12 protein-coding genes and 1 pseudogene are annotated in these 18,039 nt (G+C 72.8%); 3 read left to right on the top strand and 10 right to left on the bottom strand.

What is annotated here, in order from left to right; translation table 11 throughout:
* Positions 1-347: 347 nt before the first annotated feature.
* Positions 348-860: a MarR family winged helix-turn-helix transcriptional regulator gene (locus ACVV2G_RS31530; protein WP_453846212.1), complete on the bottom strand. Its 513-nt coding sequence runs from the start codon at positions 858-860 to the stop codon at positions 348-350.
* A gap of 118 nt (positions 861-978) precedes the next feature.
* Here ACVV2G_RS31530 and ACVV2G_RS31525 point away from each other — a divergent pair, with 118 nt between their 5' ends.
* Positions 979-1,956 (top strand): EamA family transporter, encoded by a 978-nt coding sequence (locus ACVV2G_RS31525; protein ID WP_453846211.1) that lies wholly within the window; start codon positions 979-981, stop codon positions 1,954-1,956.
* 134 nt (positions 1,957-2,090) lie between these two features.
* On the opposite strand, the gene pepN (ACVV2G_RS31520) is transcribed toward ACVV2G_RS31525, so the two are convergent.
* Positions 2,091-4,664, bottom strand: coding sequence for an aminopeptidase N (gene pepN, locus ACVV2G_RS31520; protein ID WP_453846210.1), 2,574 nt, complete (start codon positions 4,662-4,664; stop codon positions 2,091-2,093).
* 87 nt (positions 4,665-4,751) lie between these two features.
* Between pepN (ACVV2G_RS31520) and ACVV2G_RS31515 the strand changes: the two are divergent.
* Positions 4,752-4,904, top strand: a pseudogene (locus ACVV2G_RS31515) (DUF1203 domain-containing protein); the annotation flags it as partial.
* On the opposite strand, the gene ACVV2G_RS31510 reads toward ACVV2G_RS31515, so the two are convergent.
* The 4 genes from ACVV2G_RS31510 to pepN (ACVV2G_RS31495) form a co-directional block, all read right to left on the bottom strand.
* Complete coding sequence (locus ACVV2G_RS31510; RefSeq protein WP_453846209.1) at positions 4,901-5,917, bottom strand: aspartate-semialdehyde dehydrogenase; 1,017 nt, start codon at positions 5,915-5,917, stop codon at positions 4,901-4,903. The pseudogene ACVV2G_RS31515 and the gene ACVV2G_RS31510 overlap by 4 nt on opposite strands.
* A gap of 373 nt (positions 5,918-6,290) precedes the next feature.
* The gene (locus tag ACVV2G_RS31505; RefSeq protein WP_453846208.1) at positions 6,291-9,587 is read right to left on the bottom strand and encodes a S8 family serine peptidase; all 3,297 of its coding nucleotides are present in this window, start codon (positions 9,585-9,587) and stop codon (positions 6,291-6,293) included.
* Positions 9,588-10,058: 471 nt separating this feature from the next.
* A complete protein-coding gene (locus tag ACVV2G_RS31500; RefSeq protein WP_453846207.1) occupies positions 10,059-11,129 on the bottom strand; it encodes a hypothetical protein in 1,071 nt (356 codons plus the stop codon).
* A 206-nt stretch (positions 11,130-11,335) separates the two neighbouring features.
* Positions 11,336-13,927 (bottom strand): aminopeptidase N, encoded by a 2,592-nt coding sequence (pepN, locus tag ACVV2G_RS31495; protein WP_453846206.1) that lies wholly within the window; start codon positions 13,925-13,927, stop codon positions 11,336-11,338.
* A gap of 145 nt (positions 13,928-14,072) precedes the next feature.
* Between pepN (ACVV2G_RS31495) and ACVV2G_RS31490 the strand changes: the two genes are divergently transcribed.
* Entirely contained in the window at positions 14,073-14,711 is a 639-nt protein-coding gene (locus tag ACVV2G_RS31490; RefSeq protein ID WP_453846205.1) for a mycothiol-dependent nitroreductase Rv2466c family protein, read from the top strand.
* On the opposite strand, the gene ACVV2G_RS31485 is transcribed toward ACVV2G_RS31490, so the two are convergent.
* From ACVV2G_RS31485 to ACVV2G_RS31470, 4 genes are all read right to left on the bottom strand, one after another.
* Positions 14,698-14,943 (bottom strand): hypothetical protein, encoded by a 246-nt coding sequence (locus ACVV2G_RS31485; RefSeq protein ID WP_453846204.1) that lies wholly within the window; start codon positions 14,941-14,943, stop codon positions 14,698-14,700. The two genes, ACVV2G_RS31490 and ACVV2G_RS31485, sit on opposite strands and share 14 nt — an antisense overlap.
* Positions 14,944-15,363: 420 nt before the next feature.
* A complete protein-coding gene (locus ACVV2G_RS31480; RefSeq protein WP_453846203.1) occupies positions 15,364-16,005 on the bottom strand; it encodes a superoxide dismutase in 642 nt (213 codons plus the stop codon).
* 168 nt (positions 16,006-16,173) lie between these two features.
* Positions 16,174-17,556, bottom strand: a complete 1,383-nt coding sequence (locus ACVV2G_RS31475; RefSeq protein WP_453846202.1) for an amino acid permease — start codon at positions 17,554-17,556, stop codon at positions 16,174-16,176.
* A gap of 91 nt (positions 17,557-17,647) precedes the next feature.
* A partial coding sequence (locus ACVV2G_RS31470) for a transposase (protein ID WP_453844859.1) occupies positions 17,648-18,039 on the bottom strand: 392 nt, incomplete at its 5' end.

Here is an 18,039-nt window from a genome sequence, read left to right as displayed (position 1 = left end):
GGGTCGGGCCCCTTTTGTGTGCCTGGGGTACCGGACGGAGGGCATCCCCCCCGGGCCCGCCGGCACGGCCGGGGACTGCCGAGGCGACTGCCGAGGCGCACGCGGACGGCTCGGGGCGGCTCGGGTCCCGCTCGGCTCGCTCGGGCGGCTCGGGTCCCGCTCGGACCTGGCTCGGGCGGCGTTCGGGCTGCGTTCGGGCTGCGTTCGGGTGGCCTCGGGGCTGGCGTAGACCTGGCTCGGGCGGCTCGTGGCTCGCTGCGGCCTCGCCCAGCCCACTCGGTCCCCGCCCGGCCCTCGCGCCCCGCGCCCCGAGCGGGCTGAGCGGGCCGCGCGGGGCGCGGGGCCGCCTACCGCTCGGTCGCGGCCAGCAGGTCCCGCAGCAGGCCGGCCAACTGCCCGGCCCGTCCGGCGTCGAGGGCGGCGGACAGCGCCTCGGTCTGCACGGCGAGGCCCGCGCCGACCGCCTCGTCGACCAGCTCCAGCCCCTTGCCGGTGAGCGTGACCCGCAGGCCCCGGCGGTCGTGCGGGTCGGGGGAACGGCGCAGCAACCCGGCCCGTTCCAGCTTGTCCAGACGGCCCGTCATGCCGCCGGTGGTGAGCATCAGGGTCGCCGAGAGCTCCCGGGGCGAGAGTGCGTACGGCTCGCCGGATCGGCGCAGCGTGGCCAGGACGTCGAACTCCCCGCGGGAGATCCCGAACCGTCCGTAGGTCTTCTCGATCCGTTCGCCGATCGCGCGCGAGAGCCGGTTGACGCGGCCGAAGACCTCCATCGCGGTGGTGTCGAGATCGGGCCGGACCGCCGCCCACTGGCCGATGATCGCGTCGACCGGGTCCCGGTGCTGCTCGGGGCGCTCACTCATGGGTCGAGTATCGGTGCGCCGGCAGGCCGCCCGCAAGAAAGTAGATAGGCGGTAAGTAGCTTAGAGGTAAGCTACTTGCTGCCTAGCTACTGTCCTCGGGCCTATGAAGGGGCCTCCCATGGCCATGAACCGCCCCGCCCGTCCCGCCCGCCCCGCCCGTCCCGCCCTCATCGCGCTCACCGCGCTCGCCCCCGTCTCCTGGGGCACCACCTACGCCGTGACCACCGAGTTCCTGCCGCCCGACCGGCCCCTGTTCACCGGGCTGATGCGCGCCCTGCCCGCCGGTCTGCTGCTCCTCGGCCTCGCCCGGACACTGCCGCGCGGCGCCTGGTGGTGGAAAGCGGGGGTACTGGGCGCGCTGAACATCGGGGCCTTCCTCCCGCTGCTGTTCCTCTCCGCGTACCGGCTGCCGGGCGGCACGGCCGCCGCGATCGGCTCGTTCGGCCCGCTGTTCGTCGTCGGGCTCTCCGCGCTGCTGCTCGGACAGCGGCCCACCGCCCGGTCCGTGCTCACCGGCGTGGCCGCCGCGGTCGGCGTCGGCCTGGTGGTGCTGAAGGCGGCCGGGGCGCTGGACACGCTCGGCGTACTGGCGGCGCTCGCGTCCACCGCCTCCATGTCGGCCGGCACCGTGCTCACCCAGCGGTGGGGCCGCCCCGAAGGCGTCGGTCCGCTCGCGCTCACCGGCTGGCAGCTGACCGCGGGCGGCCTGCTCATCGCGCCGCTCGCCCTTTTGGCCGAGGGCGCCCCGCCCGCGCTGGACGGCCGTGCGGCCGGCGGTTACCTCTACCTGGCGCTGGCCAACACGGCGCTCGCGTACTGGCTCTGGTTCCGCGGCATCGGCCGGCTCTCCGCCACCCAGGTCACCTTCCTCGGCCCGCTCTCGCCGCTGACCGCCACCGTGGTCGGCTGGGCGGTGCTCGGCGAGGCGCTCACGCCGGTGCAGGCGGCGGGCATGGCGCTGGCGTTCGGGGCGACGCTCGCGGGACAGCTCGCGCCGCGCGCGAAGGCGGTCGTGCCGCAGTCTCCTTCCGGTCCTCCTTCGAGGGAGGACCGAAAGGACCCGATGGACCTGACGGGGCCGGCGCTGCGGCGATAGTCGGCCCTCACCGCTCCCGCCGCCCCCGCGGTGGCGGACGCGCGCCCCCTGAACACGCGCCCGCGCCCCGCGCACGCCTCGGGGGCACCCGATGCTGCCGGGCGCCCCCGAGGGCGGACTGACGGGGTGCGGGGCTACTCGGCCGCCGCCGCGTCCGCCGCCTGCGCCCGCAGGGCGCGCTCGACGCCCGAGCGGGACTCCGAGACCAGACGGCGCAGGGCCGCGTTCGGCTCGGCGGAGGACAGCCAGGCGTCCGTGCGGTCCAGGGTCTCCTGCGACACCTGCACCGCCGGGTACAGGCCGACCGCGATCTGCTGCGCCATCTCGTGCGAACGGGACTCCCAGACACCCTTCAGCGCCTCGAAGTACCGCTCCGTGTACGACGCCAGCAGCTCCCGCTGGTCGGTCTGGACGAAGCCGGCGATCACCGCCTCCTGCACGGCGTTCGGCAGCTTGTCGGACTCCACGACCGACTCCCACGCCTCGGCCTTGGCCGCCTCGGTCGGACGGGCGGCCCGCGCGGTGGCGGCGTGCCGCTCACCGGCCGCGGTCCTGTCCCGCTCGTACTCGCTCTGGATCTCCGAGCCGCCGAACCGGCCCACGGCCGCCAGCCGTTGCACGAACGCCCAGCGCAGCTCGGTGTCGACGGCCAGGCCCTCGATCGTCGTCGTGCCGTCCAGCAGCGCGTCCAGCAGGTCCAGCTGCTCCGGCGTCCTGGCCGTCGCGGCGAACGCCCGCGCCCACGCCAGCTGGTGGTCGCTGCCCGCCTCGGCGGCCCGCAGGTGGGCCAGCGTCGCCTCGGTCCAGCGGGCGAGCAGCGTCTCGCGGGCGGTGGGGGCGGCGTACTGGTCGACGGCCAGCTTCACCTGGCGGTGCAGCGACTGCACGACGCCGATGTCGGACTCCTTGCCGATGCCGGACAGCACCAGCGACAGGTAGTCGCGGGTGGCCAGCTCCCCGTCCCGGGTCATGTCCCAGGCCGACGCCCAGCACAGGGCGCGCGGCAGCGACTCGGTGAAGTCGCCCAGGTGCTCGGTGACGACGGCCAGCGACCGCTCGTCCAGGCGGACCTTGGCGTACGACAGGTCGTCGTCGTTCAGCAGCACGACCGCCGGGCGGGGCTTGCCGACCAGCTGCGGTACGGCCGTCAGCTCGCCGTCCACGTCCAGCTCGACGCGCTCGCCCCGCACCAGCTTCCCGCTCGCGTCGAGGTCGTAGGCGCCGATCGCGATGCGGTGCGGGCGCAGCGTGGGCTCGCCCTTCGCGCCGGCGGGCAGCGCGGGCGCCTCCTGGCGGATCGCGAAGGACGTGATGACACCCTCGCCGTCCGTCTCGATCTCCGGGCGCAGCACGTTGATGCCGGCCGTCTCCAGCCACGCCTTCGACCAGGTCCGCAGGTCGCGGCCGGAGGTCTCCTCCAGCGCGCCCAGCAGGTCGGACAGCCGCGTGTTGCCGAACGCGTGGCGCTTGAAGTACGCCTGCACGCCCCGGAAGAACGCGTCCTGACCGACGTACGCGACAAGCTGCTTGAGCACGCCGGCGCCCTTGGCGTACGTGATGCCGTCGAAGTTGACGAGCACGTCGTCCAGGTCGCCGATGTCCGCCATGATCGGGTGCGTGGACGGCAGCTGGTCCTGCCGGTACGCCCAGGTCTTCATCTGGTTGGCGAACGTCGTCCACGAGTGCGGCCACTTCGAGCCGGGCGCGTCGGCCTGGCAGGCCGCCTCGGCGTAGGTGGCGAACGACTCGTTCAGCCACAGGTCGTTCCACCACTCCATGGTGACCAGGTCGCCGAACCACATGTGCGCCAGCTCATGCAGGATCGTCGCCGCCCGCACCTCGTACGCGGCGTCCGTCACCTTCGAACGGAACACGTACTGGTCCCGGATGGTCACCGCGCCCGCGTTCTCCATCGCGCCCGCGTTGAACTCCGGCACGAAGAGCTGGTCGTACTTCTTGAACGGGTACCGGTAGTCGAACTTCTCCTGGAACCACTCGAAGCCCTGCCGGGTCACCTCGAAGATGGCGTCCGCGTCCAGGTGCTCGGCGAGCGAGGGCCGGCAGTAGATGCCGAGCGGTACGGACTGGCCGTCCTTCTCGTACACGCTGTGCACGGCGTGGTACGGGCCGACGATCAGCGCCGTGACGTACGACGAGAGGCGCGGGGTCGGCTCGAAGACCCAGACGTCGTCCTGCGGCTCCGGGGTCGGCGAGTTGGAGATGACCGTCCAGCCCTCGGGCGCCTTCACGGTGAACTGGAAGGTGGCCTTGAGGTCCGGCTGCTCGAAGCTAGCGAAGACGCGGCGCGCGTCCGGCACCTCGAACTGCGTGTACAGGTACGCCTGGTCGTCGACCGGGTCCACGAACCGGTGCAGGCCCTCGCCGGTGTTGGTGTACGCGCACTCGGCGACCACCCGCAGGATGTTGCGGCCCGGCAGCAGCCCCGGCAGGGCGATGCGGGAGTCCCGGAACACCTCGGCGGCGTCGAGGGCGTCGCCGTTCAGCGTCACCTCGTGCACGGCCGGCGCGACCAGGTCGATGAAGGACTCGCCGCCGCCCTCGGCGACGTCGAAGCGCACCGTGGTCACGGACCGGTAGGTGCCGCCCTCCTGCGCGCCGGTGAGGTCGAGATCGATCTCGTACGAGTCAACGGTCAGCAGCTTCGCCCGCTGTCGCGCCTCTTCGCGAGTCAGGTTTGTGCCAGGCACGCGGTCATCTCCTCGTTATGTGTGGGTTGCGCCATCCTTCCACGTGGCGGGGACGGAACGCGATGTCCATGACCCGCCGCCACTCGGGCCGACGGGCGCGTCCTGGGCGGGCGGCTGGTCGAAGGCGCCGGCGCCTTGGCCCCCGCCCTCCGGAAAGCGTTCGACGACCCGGCCGTGGCGTTCGTCCACGTCCGGGCCGTCGGGTACGGCCGCTTCCTCTACGAGGTGGGGGGCGGCTAGCCCTTCAGCTCCGCCGCCACCAGCTCCGCGATCTGCACCGCGTTCAGGGCCGCGCCCTTGCGCAGGTTGTCGTTGGAGACGAACAGGGCGAGGCCGTTGTCCACGGTCTCGTCCGGGCGGATGCGGCCCACGTACGACGGGTCCTGGCCGGCCGCCTCCAGCGGGGTCGGCACCTCGGTGAGCGCGACGCCCGGGGCGCCGGCCAGCAGCTCCTTGGCGCGCTCCACGCTGATCGGGCGGGCGAAGCGGGCGTTGATCTGGAGGGAGTGGCCGCTGAAGACGGGCACGCGCACGCAGGTGCCGGAGACCTTCAGCTCCGGGATCTCCAGGATCTTGCGGGACTCGTTGCGGAGCTTCTGCTCCTCGTCCGTCTCGTGCAGGCCGTCGTCCACGAGGGAGCCGGCCAGCGGCAGCACGTTGTACGCGATCGGCGCCACGTACGTGTCCGGCTTCGGGAACTCCACCGCCGAGCCGTCGTGGGTGAGCTTCGGGGCGTCGTCGCCGACCTTCTTGACCTGCTCGAACAGCTCGTCCACGCCGGCCACGCCGGAACCGGACACCGCCTGGTAGGTGGCGACGACCAGTGCTTCCAGGCCCGCCTCCGCGTGCAGCGGACGCAGCACCGGCATCGCGGCCATCGTGGTGCAGTTCGGGTTGGCGATGATGCCCTTGGGACGGTCCGCGATCGCGTGCGGGTTCACCTCGGACACCACCAGCGGGACCTCGGGGTCGCGGCGCCAGGCGGAGGAGTTGTCGATCACGACCGGGCCCTGGGCGGCGACCTTCTCGGCCAGCGCCCTGGAGGTGGCACCGCCCGCGGAGAACAGCACGATGTCCAGACCGGAGTAGTCGGCGGTGGCCGCGTCCTCCACCGTCACGCCGTCCAGCTCCTTGCCGGCGGAGCGGGCCGAGGCGAACAGCCTCAGCTCGGTGACCGGGAAGTTCCGCTCCGTGAGGATCCTGCGCATGACCGTGCCGACCTGACCGGTGGCTCCGACGATTCCGACCCTCACGGTGACTCCTTCTGGCGTTCGTGCGCGTGTGTTCACGCGCGCTGTGCTCGGCCGAGACTTTTCCATCATGCGGCGCGGCCCGGCCCGCCTGTCCAATCCTTTGCGCGGTGTGCCCGCACAGTGGGACGCGGCGGCTTGGGCGGCGGGCGCGGCCCTTGCGTGAAAACCCCGGCTGAACTGCAGGAATTCCGTCGACCGGCCGCCGCGCCGCAAGCCGTGCTGTTCCGCCCCTGCCCATCCCCTCCCGCCCCACACGGCGATGTGACGTATGCCTCGCGCCGGCGCGGACGCGGTCCGGACCTGCGACTGACCCCGGCCCACGGGAAGGGCGGGCGCCCCGCGGAGCGCCCGCCCTCCCCGGTGCCGCGCCGGACTACGGCACGACGTTCCCGATCCGCACGCTGCCGGAGCCCGCGGCCGTGCCGTGGGCGTTCACCAGCTGGACCCGGCCGAAGAACTCACGGCCCTCCGGGGCGGCGGCCAGCGCCGTGACACTCCCGGTGAACGCCGCCGAGTCGCCCGTGCCGAGCCGCACCGGCGCGGAGCCGTCCACGGCGACCGAGCCGAGGGACGCGGCGAAGTACACGTCCCGGTAGTCGTACTCCGTGGTGCCGGCCGGCACCGAGTAGCCGACGACCTCGACGGTGTACGTGCCGGCGGCCGGCTTCGGGACGGAGACCGACTCCTCCGAGTCGCCGTCGGCGGACTGGCCGACGAGGGCGCCGTCCGCGTCGTAGACCGTCAGGTCCAGGTCGGCGGACGCGTCGGAGACGCCCCCGATGGCGACGTCCAGCGACTCGGCGCCCTCGGGCACCTCGACCGTCGACGTGGACGTCTCACCCTGCCCGACCGACGGGCGGGACGTCTCGGCCGAGCCGAGCGGGCCGCCGACCAGCCTGCCCTCGATCGGACCGTACTGGTTCGTCACCTTCCAGGAGGCGGGGGCCGGGGTACCGGCCCTGGCCTCGGGCACGGTCACGACCTCCGGGTCGAAGGTGGCGCCGAGGACGGTGGCGTCCAGCCGGTACGGGTTGTCCAGCAGCGGCGAGGTGCGCCGCGACTCGACCTCGATCTCCCAGACGCCGGGCTGCGGGTCGGCGTACGCGCGCACGTCCGGCCGGCAGCCGTTGCCGTCGAGGTAGTTGTTGTAGCAGTACGGCGTGGAGGTGGTGTCGACCGGGACGCCGTACGGGTGGAGGGCGATGAACCGGGTCTGGCTCCCGCTCTTCAGCCCGCTCATCGCCACCTCCAGCGCCTTGGCGCCCTCGGGGACGGTCACGAAGTACGACTCGGTGCTGTTGCGCTGCACGGAGCCCTGCGCGGAGAAGCCGGACGTGAGCGGGGCCGAGGCCACGACCGTGGTCAGGACGAGCTTGTCGGTGCCCTCGGTGCGGGGGTCGTCGACCTCCAGGACCGCGCTCTTGAGGCCCGCGGAGCGCGGGTTCGCCTCCACCTCGACGGTGACCGGCTCGTTCAGCGGCAGTTTCACCTCGTCGGAGCCGACGATCCGGAAGGTGCGTCCGGTGTTGTTCTCGAAGTGCAGCTCGTGCCGGACCGCCCGGTCCTCGCCGGAGGTGCGGGTGAGCGTGATCTCGTAGGTCTTCCGCTCGCCCGTCTTCAGGCCGCCCTCACGGTCGTAGAGGCCGGTGCCGCGGCCCGGCGTCGCCAGGAACTGGTCGATCGCGGTGTCGACCGGTGCCTGGACCGTGTACTCGTGGGCGGTGGCGCCCTTGCGGATCGCGCGCCAGGCGTCGGGGACGTTGATCAGACCCGCGCCCTCCTCGTACGCCTGCACGCCCTCGATGTGGTCGGCGGTGGAGGTCAGCGCCGTGCGCAGCTTCGCCGGCGTCAGGTCGACACCCGCCTGCTTCGCGGCCGACAGCAGCAGCGCCGACGCGCCGGCGGCCTGCGGGGACGCCATCGAGGTGCCCTGGAGCATGCCGTAGCCGGCGGGGAGGTCGTAGCCCGCCTCGGGGACCGGTGCGCCGGGCATCCAGGTCTGGATGGTGTTCACCGCGGCGCCCGGTGCGGTCAGCGTTGGCGTGAACCCGCCGTCCTCGCGCGGGCCGCGCGAGGAGAACGGCATCATCGCGTACTTCTTCTTCACCACGGAGCCGTAGTTGGCGGCCCAGGTCTCGCGGGAGACGGACGCGCCGACCGAGATGACCTTGTCGGCGAGGGACGGGTCGCCGATGGTGTTGGCGCCGGGGCCGGAGTTGCCCGCGGAGATCACCAGCTGGACGCCGTAGGTGTCGATGAGCCGCGTGTACAGCAGGGCGCGCGCGTTGTTGCCGTCGTTGAGGGCGGGCAGGCCGCCGATCGACATGTTGACGATGTCGACGCCGCGGTTGACGACCAGGTCGATCATGCCCTCGGTGAGCGCGACGTTGGTGCAGCCGCCGCTCCAGGTGCAGGCGCGGGAGGAGACGATCTTCGCGCCGGGCGCCGCACCGTCCATCCGGCCGCCGAACAGGCCGTTGGCGGCGGTGATGCCGGCCACGTGCGTGCCGTGCTCGGACTCGATGACGCCGATGTTGACGAAGTCGGCCTTCGCGCCCGCCGCGTCGTACACGACGTCCTCGCGGATCTCGACGACGAACGGCTGGCGCTCGGCGATGTCCGTCTTCGGGTCGTCGGTGCCGAAGTACCCCACCTGGAAGCCGTCCTTGTAGGGCTTCATCGGGGTGTCGTCGGCGAAGTCGCCGTTGTTGTTCAGGTCGACGCGGACGGTGCCGGCCGCCTTGTCGTAGAGGACGCCCCAGGAGTCGGTGGTGTCGCCGTCCCGGTTGGCGTCGCCCGCGGCGTCGCCGCCGGTGGTGTACGACTCCAGGAAGGTGCTGACCTGGTAGGAGCCCGCCGGGGCCGTCCAGGTCCTCCCGCCGAAGGTGAAGGTGGGGCCGGAGACGGAGGTGGTCATCGGACGCCAGGTCCGGTCGCCGTCGACGACCGGGTCGGTCGCGGTGACCCAGTCGACGATCTTGCGTTCGCCGGTGGTGGTCCTCTGCAGCGCCGGGTGGCCGAGGTCGACGCCCGAGTCGAGGACGCCGATGGTGATGCCGCGGCCGTCCGCCTTCGGGTACTTCTTCACGAAGTCGACGGCGCCCGTCTCGAAGGACGGGTTGTACGGGTTCTCGGCGGGCGTCCCGCGGTCCGGCGCCGGGTACGCGCGGCTCTTGCGGTGCTCGGCGCCCTTCGCCCGGTCCGCACTCGGCGTCGGGTCGTCCAGCGGGATCTCGTCGCGCAGGTCGATGCCGTGCACGGAGGAGAGCTTCGCGGCGGCGGCGATGGCCGAGTCCGCGGCGGCGGTGGGGACGGTGGCGCGGACGTAGCCGAGCCCGTCGTACGTCCGGCCGACGCTTCCGCCGCCGATCGCGTCCAGTTCCTCCGCCACCTGCTCGGTGCGGCCCGGCGTGGTGGCGACCATCATCGTGACGCTCTTCGCGCCGTCGGCCTTCGCCCGGGCGAGCAGGTCCGCGTCGGCGGAACCCAGCTTGTCGTGCGCGGACTTGACCGAGGTGTCGACGGGGGGAGTGGTCCCCGGCCCGTCGGCGGCGAGGGCCATCGGTACCGGTCCGGCGGCGCAGAACGCGGCGACGAGGCCCGTGGCGACGGCGAGGCGGGCCGCGCGTCTCGCGCCCGGTATCGGTTCGCGCTGGGGGGTGTGGGTCATCGGCATCCCTTGCAGGTAAAGGAACGTGCGTGAACGACCGGGGCCGATCGGTCCTGGTCGCCGCAGTCCGGAATCCGATCCCGGACGACCGCTCAGCCTTACGCAAGGGATCATTGTTTGGGGAGAGTTGTCCGGGACGGGATGGAGCCATGGCGTACTTCCGCCATACGCCACCCGGGACACAAGGGGCGGGCCCTGACAATCCCGTACGCCGCACCGCGGCCGGCGCGGAGCCGGTCGACGCTCCGGAGCACACCGGGAGCCGACCGTGACGGCGCCCGGCCCGGCGTACGAGGCCACGCGGCTCGACCCGTCCCCGGCCGGCCCGGCGGGGGAGGGGATCTCCGGCTCGGCCGGACGGCGCGGTGATCGGGGCGGCGTCGTGCGCCGGGCGGACGCCCGGCACGAGGAGGGCCGCCGGCGACGCCGGCGGCCCTCCTCTCCCCTCCTCGTGGTCGTCCCGGTCCGTCACTACCGGGGCAGCACCACGACGTACGCGGCGGGTTCCCGTTCCGCGGCCGTCATCAACGCCGTACGGACGACGGTCGCCTGGTGCTCCGGGCAGTCGCGCAGCTTGCGCGGCGTGAGGTGCACGACCGTGATCCCCAGGCGTTCCAGGTGCTCGCGCTTGCGGGCGTGTTCCGCCCAGAGCGCGTCGTCCCCGTGCTGCCGGTGGGCGCGGGGGTCCAGCTCCAGGGCCACCGCGTGCTCGGGCCAGTAGGCGTCGACGCCGCCGATGCGGGGGCCGCCGGGCAGGCGCAGGTCGACGTTCCAGACCGGCTCCGGCAGGCCGTGTTCGCGCACCGTCCGGTACAGGCGCTGCTCCGCGAGTGCGCGCCCCTCGGCGACCAGCGAGTCCACCGCGTCCACCACGTGCGGACGGCTGAGCAGCCGGGCCCGGTTCAGCTCCCGTACCACCGCGGCCGGTTCGCAGTGCCCGCCGCGCACCGCCTCCGTCAGCAGCCGGCGGAGGGCGCCCGCGTCCGTCAGCTCCGCCACCGCGTCGGCCAGCGCCCGCGCCACCGGCGCCACCGGAACCCCGGTGACCTGTTGGGCGGTGGGCAGCGCGGTCGTCCGCACGACCCGCGCGCAACCCGTGGTGCGCAGCCGGCGCAGCCGCGGGACCAGGACGTCGATGACGTCCAGGGAGGGCAGCGGGGGAGAGGTGGAGAAGCCGTGCAGGGTCAGCGCGGCCAGGCCCGTGATCATCGCCTCCGCGTAGGCGGGTGTCCCACGGCCGCCCGGCTGGACCGGCACGGAGGCGGTGACACCGGCCGGGGCGCCGCCGGCCGCGACGGCGGTCCGCTCCCGTGCGGCGTACATCAGCACCGCGTGCAGGCGCTCCTCGCTGGTCGGCGGGCCCGGGTGGAGCAGGACGACGTGAGGGAGGAGCTGCTGCCAGGGCCCGCCGGGCCGGCACTGCTCGGTGGTCTCGGCGGCGGAGACGCCGTGCGTGCGCAGCTGAGCCGCCGTCATCAGGCGGCGCCGGCCGTCGGCCAGGTGGTGGAGGGGGCGGGGGGAGAGCGGGGTGTCGTGCGTCATGAGCAGGGGTTTCCCGCGTCCGGTCCACCCCCTAACCGCTGTTACACGCCCATCACCGAATCCGGACAACCCCGCCCCCGGGGACGGGTGTTCGGACGCCGATAACCCCTGGTCCGCCAGGGTGCGGACCGGGGGTTACGGTTTCTGTTGACCGCATTCCGCAACGGTGACGGAACGCCCCGGCACGGGCCGAGGGCCGGGGCGACTCAGCGGCCTGCCGCCGCGTCGCACGCCTGGCCCCGCAGCGCCCGCGCCAGGTCGTCCCGCGCCTCCAGCACGAGCCGGCGCAGAGCGGGCGCGGCGTCCTCGTGCGCGGACAGCCACGCGTCGGTCGCGTCGAGGGTGCCCTGGGAGTCCCGCAGGGACGGGAACAGGCCCCGCACGACGTCCATCCCGATCTGGATGGACCGCTCGGCCCAGATCCGCTCGATCACCGCGAAGTACATCTCGGCGTACGGCGCGACCAGCTCCCGCTGCGAGGACTGCGCGAAGCCCGCGATGGTCGCCTCCACCAGTGCGTTCGACAGCGCGTCCGACTCCACGACCTGCGCCCACGCCTGTGCCTTCACCGCCGCCGACGGGCGGGCCGCCAGGCAGCGCACCTGGTGGCGCTTGCCGGAGGCCGTGTCGTCCCGGGCCAGCTCGGCGGCCAGCACGCCCTCGTCGGCGGCGCCGTGCGCGGCGAGCGGCTCCAGGAACGCCCAGCGCAGCTCCTGGTCCACCGCCAGGCCGTCGACCTTCTCCGTGCCGTCCAGGAGCCCGCGCAGCAGCCGCAGCTCGTCGCCCTCCGACGCCACCGCCGCGAAGAACCGCGCCCACGCGAGCTGCTGCCCGCTGCCCGGCGCCGCCTCCCGCAGCTCCCGCAGCGCGCCCTCGCCGAGCAGCCGGCCGCCGGCCTCCCGCCAGTCGGGAGCCGCGTAGTGCACCAGCGCCGAGTTCGCCCAGGCGTGCAGCATCTGGAGGACCCCGATGTCCGACTCGCGCCCCGCGAAGCGCAGCACCAGGCCGATGAAGTCCCGCGCCGGCAGCAGCGCGTCCCGCGTCATGTTCCACAGCGCCGACCAGCACAGGGCGCGGGCCAGCGGGTCGGTCAGCGACCCCAGGTGCTCGCGCAGCGTCGCCAGCGAGGTCTCGTCGAAGCGGGTCTTGCAGTACGTCAGGTCGTCGTCGTTGACCAGGACCAGCTCGGGCGCCTCGGCGCCGGCCAGCTCCGCCACCACCGTGCGCGGCCCGTCGACGTCCACCTCGGCGCGGGCGTACCGCTCCAGGGCGCCCTCGGCCGTACGCCGGTACAGGCCCACCGCGACCCGGTGCGGGCGCAGTTCGGGGTGGTCCGCCGGGGCGATCACGGCGGCCTCCTGCACCACGGCCAGCTCGTCGACCGTGCCCGCCCCGCTCAGCAGCACCTGCGGGGTCAGCGCGTTGACGCCCGCCGTCTGCAGCCAGGAGCGCGCCCAGGCCGCCATGTCCCGCCCGCTGGTCTCCTCCAGCACCGACAGCAGGTCGCCGAGGCGGGTGTTGCCGTACGCGTGCCGCTTGAAGTAGCGCCGGGCGCCCTCCAGGAAGGCGTCCTGCCCGACGTAGGCCACCAGCTGCTTCAGTACGGAGGCGCCCTTCGCGTAGGTGATGCCGTCGAAGTTGAGCTTGGCGTCCTCCAGGTCACGGATGTCGGCCGTGATCGGGTGGGTGGACGGCAGCTGGTCCGCCCGGTAGGCCCAGGCCTTGCGGCGGTTGGCGAAGGTGATCCAGGCGTCCTTGAAACGGGTCGCGCCGACGTTCCCGAAGGTGCCCATGAAGTCGGCGAAGGACTCCTTGAGCCACAGGTCGTCCCACCACTCCATGGTGACCAGGTCACCGAACCACATGTGCGCCATCTCGTGCAGGATCACGTTGGCGCGGCTCTCGTAGGACGCCCGGGTCACCTTGCCCCGGAAGATGAACTCCTCCCGGAAGGTCACCAGACCCGGGTTCTCCATCGCGCCGAGGTTGTACTCCGGCACGAACGCCTGGTCGTACTTCCCGAAGGGGTAGGGGAAGTCGAAGTGGTCGTGGAAGAAGTCCAGGCCCTGCTTGGTGATCAGGAAGACGTCGTCGGCGTCGAAGTGGGGCGCCAGCCCCTTGCGGCACAGGGCGCCCAGGGGGACCTCCAGCCGCGTGCCGTCCGCGAAGGTCCGCTCGTAGGAGTCGGTCACGTAGTGGTACGGGCCCGCCACGACACAGGTGATGTACGTCGGGATCGGCTTCGTCTCCGCGAACCGCCAGACGCCGTCGGCGCGTTCGCCGACGCCGTTGCTCCACACCGTCCACTCCTGCGGCGCCCGCACCTCGAAGCGGAAGGGCGCCTTGAGGTCCGGCTGCTCGAAGTTCGCGAAGACCCGGCGCGAGTCGGCCGGCTCGTACTGCGTGTACAGGTACACCTCGCCGTCCTCGGGGTCGACGAAGCGGTGCAGGCCCTCACCGGTGCGGGAGTAGGCGCACCGGGCGTCGACGACCAGCTCGTTGTCGGCGGCCAGGTCCTCCAGCGCGATCCGGGAGCCGTCGAAGACCTCGCTCGGGTCGAGGTCGCGGCCGTTGAGGGAGACGGCGGTCACGCTCGGTGCGATCAGGTCGGCGAAGCTGCTCGCGCCCGGCTCGTTGCAGCGGAAGCGGATCGTGGTGACGGACCGGAAGGTGCGCGGACCGCCGCCTTCGGCCGCACCGGTCGCCGAGCGCACGTCGAGGGAAACGTCGTACCCGTCGACGGAGAGCAGGGCGGCCCGCTCCCGGGCCTCGTCGCGGGACAGATTCTCACCGGGCACGGGCGGCACTCCCTCGGGTGGTGTTCAGTATGCGGACAGCACCGATCCTGCCATGCGGCCCTGACGGGCAGCAGCCGGGAATGGTCTGGACTCCAGGCCGGTTGCCTGGAGGAAAGCCAGGTTGCGCCACTTCCCGAGGAGAGACATGCCGGTCAAGACGCCCGTCGACTTCTGGTTCGACCCGCTGTGCCCGTGGGCCTGGATGACCTCCCGCTGGGTCCTGGAGGTGGAGAAGGTCCGGGACATCGAGGTCCGCTGGCACGTGATGAGCCTGGCCGTGCTGAACGAGGACAAGCTCGACGAGCTGCCCGAGGAGTACCGGGAGATGCTGGAGACCAGGGCCTGGGGCCCGGTCCGGATCGTCATCGCCGCCCGGGAGGAGCACGGCACCGAGGTGCTCGGCGACCTCTACACGGCGCTCGGCACCCGCTTCCACAACCAGGGCGAGGGCCCGGGGAAGGAGGTGGTCGCCGCCGCCCTGAAGGACGTCGGCCTGCCCGAGACCCTCATGGACCACTGGGACGCCACCCCCTACGAGCCCCAGCTGCGCGCCTCCCACAAGGAGGGCATCGACAAGGTCGGCCAGGAGGTCGGCACCCCGGTCATCGCAGTCCCCGGCGCCGACGGCGAGCAGCTCGCCTTCTTCGGCCCGGTCGTCACCCCGGCGCCCAAGGGCGAGGACGCCGCCAGGCTCTGGGACGGCACCCTGGCCGTCGCCTCCGTGCCGGGCTTCTACGAGATCAAGCGCACCCGCACCCAGGGCCCCGACTTCAGCAACCTGTAGGGGGCCGCCCCTCCCCGCCGGCGGCCGTCCTGCGGAACGCCTCCGGCAGCAGCCCGCCCATGCGCTGCCTGTCCCAGCGCTGGAACCGCAGGCAGCCGGCGACGTCGCAGCGCCAGTAGTCGTGCACGTACGGGATCCCGAGCTGATCCTTCACGGCCGCCCGCTCGGCGTCGTCGAGCGGGCGGAAGTCCTGCATCCCCCCGCAGGTGGGACAGGCCAGGCTCTTCCTCATCGGCTCCTCCGCGGTGCCCGTGGACCCGGGCCGCCCGGCCCGCACGGCGCCGGCCCCGGAACCGCAGTACAGCGGGTGCCCCGCGCACCGCGCCAGAGGCGGGACCGCGGGTGCGGGTGCTCGTGCGGGGCGCGCGGGACGGGCGCGCGCCGGTGCACACGCGGGCCCGCGACGGCGGTCGCGTTCCGGGCGCGGCCCCCCGTCCGGCGCCGTACGCTCGCCCCGACGGCCCCGGTGGACGGTACGGCCCCGCGGCCGGTCGGCCAGCACGGCGGGCTCGCCCGCAAGCCCTGACCGCCGGGCCGCGCGCACGGGAAGCCCCCGCGAGTCACGTCCTCGCGGGGGCTTCCCTCATTCCGCCTGCCGCCGTGAAGGGTGAGAAGACGATCACGAGGCAGGACGACCCGGGGAGTCAGGCGGTCACGGCGCCGGCAGCAGCGTGTCGGTACGGGACGCGGCGGTCGCGTAGCGCTTCGCCACGTCCTGCCAGTTGACGACCGCCCACATGGCGTCGATGAAGTCGACCTTCTGGTTCCTGTACTGAAGGTAGAAGGCGTGCTCCCAGGCGTCGAAGACCAGGATCGGGGTGGCACCCTGGCCGACGTTGCCCTGGTGGTCGTAGACCTGCTCGACGATCAGCCGCCGGCTCAGCGGCTCGAAGGCCAGTACACCCCAGCCGGAGCCCTGGGTGGTCGCGGCGGCCTTGGTGAGCTGCGCCTTGAAGCCGGCGAAGGACCCGAACGACTCGGCGATCGCGTCGGCGAGCTCGCCCACGCCGTCCGCCTCCAGGGGCTCGCCGCCGCCGTCACCGGTCATGTTGTGCCAGTAGATCGAGTGCAGGATGTGCCCGGAGAGGTGGAAGGCCAGGTTCTTCTCCAGGCCGGTGATCGAGCCCCAGGACTCCTTGTCACGCGCCTCGGCGAGCTGCTCCAGCGTGTCGTTGGCGCCCTTCACGTAGGCCGCGTGGTGCTTGTCGTGGTGCAGCTCGATGATCTCGGGGCTGATCACGGGGGCCAGCGCGGAGTAGTCGTACGGCAGTTCAGGAAGCGTGTAGACGGGCATGGCGGATCCCCTCCGACCTCTTATTGCAAAAGGCTTGCAAGTGCACGCTAGCAGCAAGAGGGTGGAGGGGGTGGGGCGGAGGGACCCACGGGCGCGCCGCCGCACGGGAAGAGGGCCCCCGCACGGATCGTCTCCGTGCGGGGGCCCTCGCGGTGCTCGGGGCGGTGGCTAGCCGCGCGCCCGCCGCCGCTGCCGGGCGTAGCCGACCGCCGCCAGGGCCAGCGTCATCGCCCCCGTCGAGTACAGCTGCACCCGCGTGTCCGGCTCCCGGGCCATCAGCACGAAGACCGCGGCCATGGCCGCCAGCGCCACCCACGTCAGCCACGGGAAGCCCCACATGCGCACGACCAGCTTCCCGGGTGCCTCCCGCGCCAGGCGGCGGCGCAGCCGCAGCTGGGACGCGGCGATGAAGACCCACACGACCAGGATCACCGCGCCGATCATGTTCAGCAGCCAGGCGAAGACGTCGTCCGGCCGCCAGTAGCTGAGCAGCACGCAGCCGAAGCCGAAGAGGGACGAGGCGAGCACCGCGATCCGCGGCACCCCGCCCGACACCCGGCCCAGCGCCTTCGGGCCCTGGCCGCGTCCGACCAGCGAGTAGCCGATGCGCGAGGCGCCGTAGATGTTGGCGTTCATCGCGCTCAGCAGCGCGACCAGCACGACGACGTTCATGAGCTGACCGGCGCCCGGGATGCCCAGCTCGTCGAGGGCGGCGACGTACGGGCCCTTCTCCACGACCTCCTCGGAGTCCCACGGCACCAGGGTGACGATGACCGCCATCGAACCGATGTAGAACAGGGCGATCCGCCACATCGCCGTCCGCACGGCGCTCGCCACGCCCTTCACCGGGTTCTCCGACTCGGCCGCCGCGATGGTCACCGTCTCCAGGCCGCCGTAGGCGAACACCGAGGCGAGCAGGCCGATGATCAGACCGTTGCCGCCGTTCGGCAGGAAGTCGTTCAGGTGCGAGGTGCCGGGGGAGTCGGTCCCCGGCAGGACGCCGGTGATCGCCAGCACGCCGAGGACGAGGAACAGCGAGATCGCGCCGACCTTGAGGGCGGCGAACCAGAACTCGAACTCGCCGAAGTTCTTCACCGCCGCCAGGTTGGTCCCGCAGAACACCACCATGAACAGCGCCACCCAGGCCCACTCGGGCGTGCCCGGCAGCCAGCCGTGGACGATCTGCGCCGCGCCGATGCCCTCCAGCCCCACGGCCGTGCACAGCAGCACCCAGAACGCCCAGCCCGCGGTGAAGCCGGCCCAGGGGCCGATCGCCCGCTCGGCGTGCGCGGAGAAGGAACCCGACGACGGGTACGCGGCCGACATCTCGCCCAGCATCCGCATCACCAGCATCACGAGGAGGCCGGAGAGGGTGTAGGCGAGGACGATCGAGGGCCCGGCGGCGGCGATGCCGGCCCCGGAACCGACGAACAGCCCGGCGCCGATCACGCCGCCGAGGGCGATCATCGACAGGTGGCGCTGCTTGAGACCGTGGGAGAGGGCGGCGTCGTCGGACTGCGCCGACGCCTCGGTGGTGGTGCTGTGGGACATGGAGCGGCTCGTCCGATGCGTGGGGGGGGTGCCTCTATGTCTTTCGTCAAGGCATCCCTGTCGGTTTTGGGGTGGTTCGGGGTTGCTGGGGTTATGCAGCGAGCTCGACGTTTCTCGGTGTCCGAGACTCGTAGAAGGTGCCGTCGCGGAGCATGGCGAACAGGACGCTGATGCGTTGGCGGGCGAGGCGGAGGAGGGCCTGGGTGTGGGTCTTGCCGCAGGCTCGCTGGCGGTCGTAGTAGGTGCGGGAGGCGGGGTCGGCGTTCATGCAGGCGAAGGCGGACAGGAACATTGCCCGTTTGAGCTGCCGGTTGCCTCCCCGGGGCGCGTGTTCACCGTGGATCGAGGTCCCGGACGACTTCGTGGCCGGGGCCAGACCCGCGTAGGAGGCGAGGTGGGCGGCGGTGGGGAAGCTGGTTGCGTCGCCGACGGTGACCAGCAGGACGGCGGCGGTCCTGACGCCGACGCCGGGCATCGACGTCA

The organism is Streptomyces sp. JK94 (genome assembly GCF_053613315.1).
This window is presented reverse-complemented; position numbering and strand designations above follow the sequence as displayed.

Coding starts and splice junctions, on each gene's coding strand:
- ACVV2G_RS31530 (WP_453846212.1), bottom strand. CDS start 860: ATGAGTGAGCGCCCCGAGCAGCACCGGGACCCGGTCGACGCGATCATC.
- ACVV2G_RS31525 (WP_453846211.1), top strand. CDS start 979: ATGGCCATGAACCGCCCCGCCCGTCCCGCCCGCCCCGCCCGTCCCGCC.
- ACVV2G_RS31505 (WP_453846208.1), bottom strand. CDS start 9,587: ATGACCCACACCCCCCAGCGCGAACCGATACCGGGCGCGAGACGCGCG.
- ACVV2G_RS31500 (WP_453846207.1), bottom strand. CDS start 11,129: ATGACGCACGACACCCCGCTCTCCCCCCGCCCCCTCCACCACCTGGCC.
- ACVV2G_RS31490 (WP_453846205.1), top strand. CDS start 14,073: ATGCCGGTCAAGACGCCCGTCGACTTCTGGTTCGACCCGCTGTGCCCG.
- ACVV2G_RS31485 (WP_453846204.1), bottom strand. CDS start 14,943: ATGAGGAAGAGCCTGGCCTGTCCCACCTGCGGGGGGATGCAGGACTTC.
- ACVV2G_RS31480 (WP_453846203.1), bottom strand. CDS start 16,005: ATGCCCGTCTACACGCTTCCTGAACTGCCGTACGACTACTCCGCGCTG.
- ACVV2G_RS31475 (WP_453846202.1), bottom strand. CDS start 17,556: ATGTCCCACAGCACCACCACCGAGGCGTCGGCGCAGTCCGACGACGCC.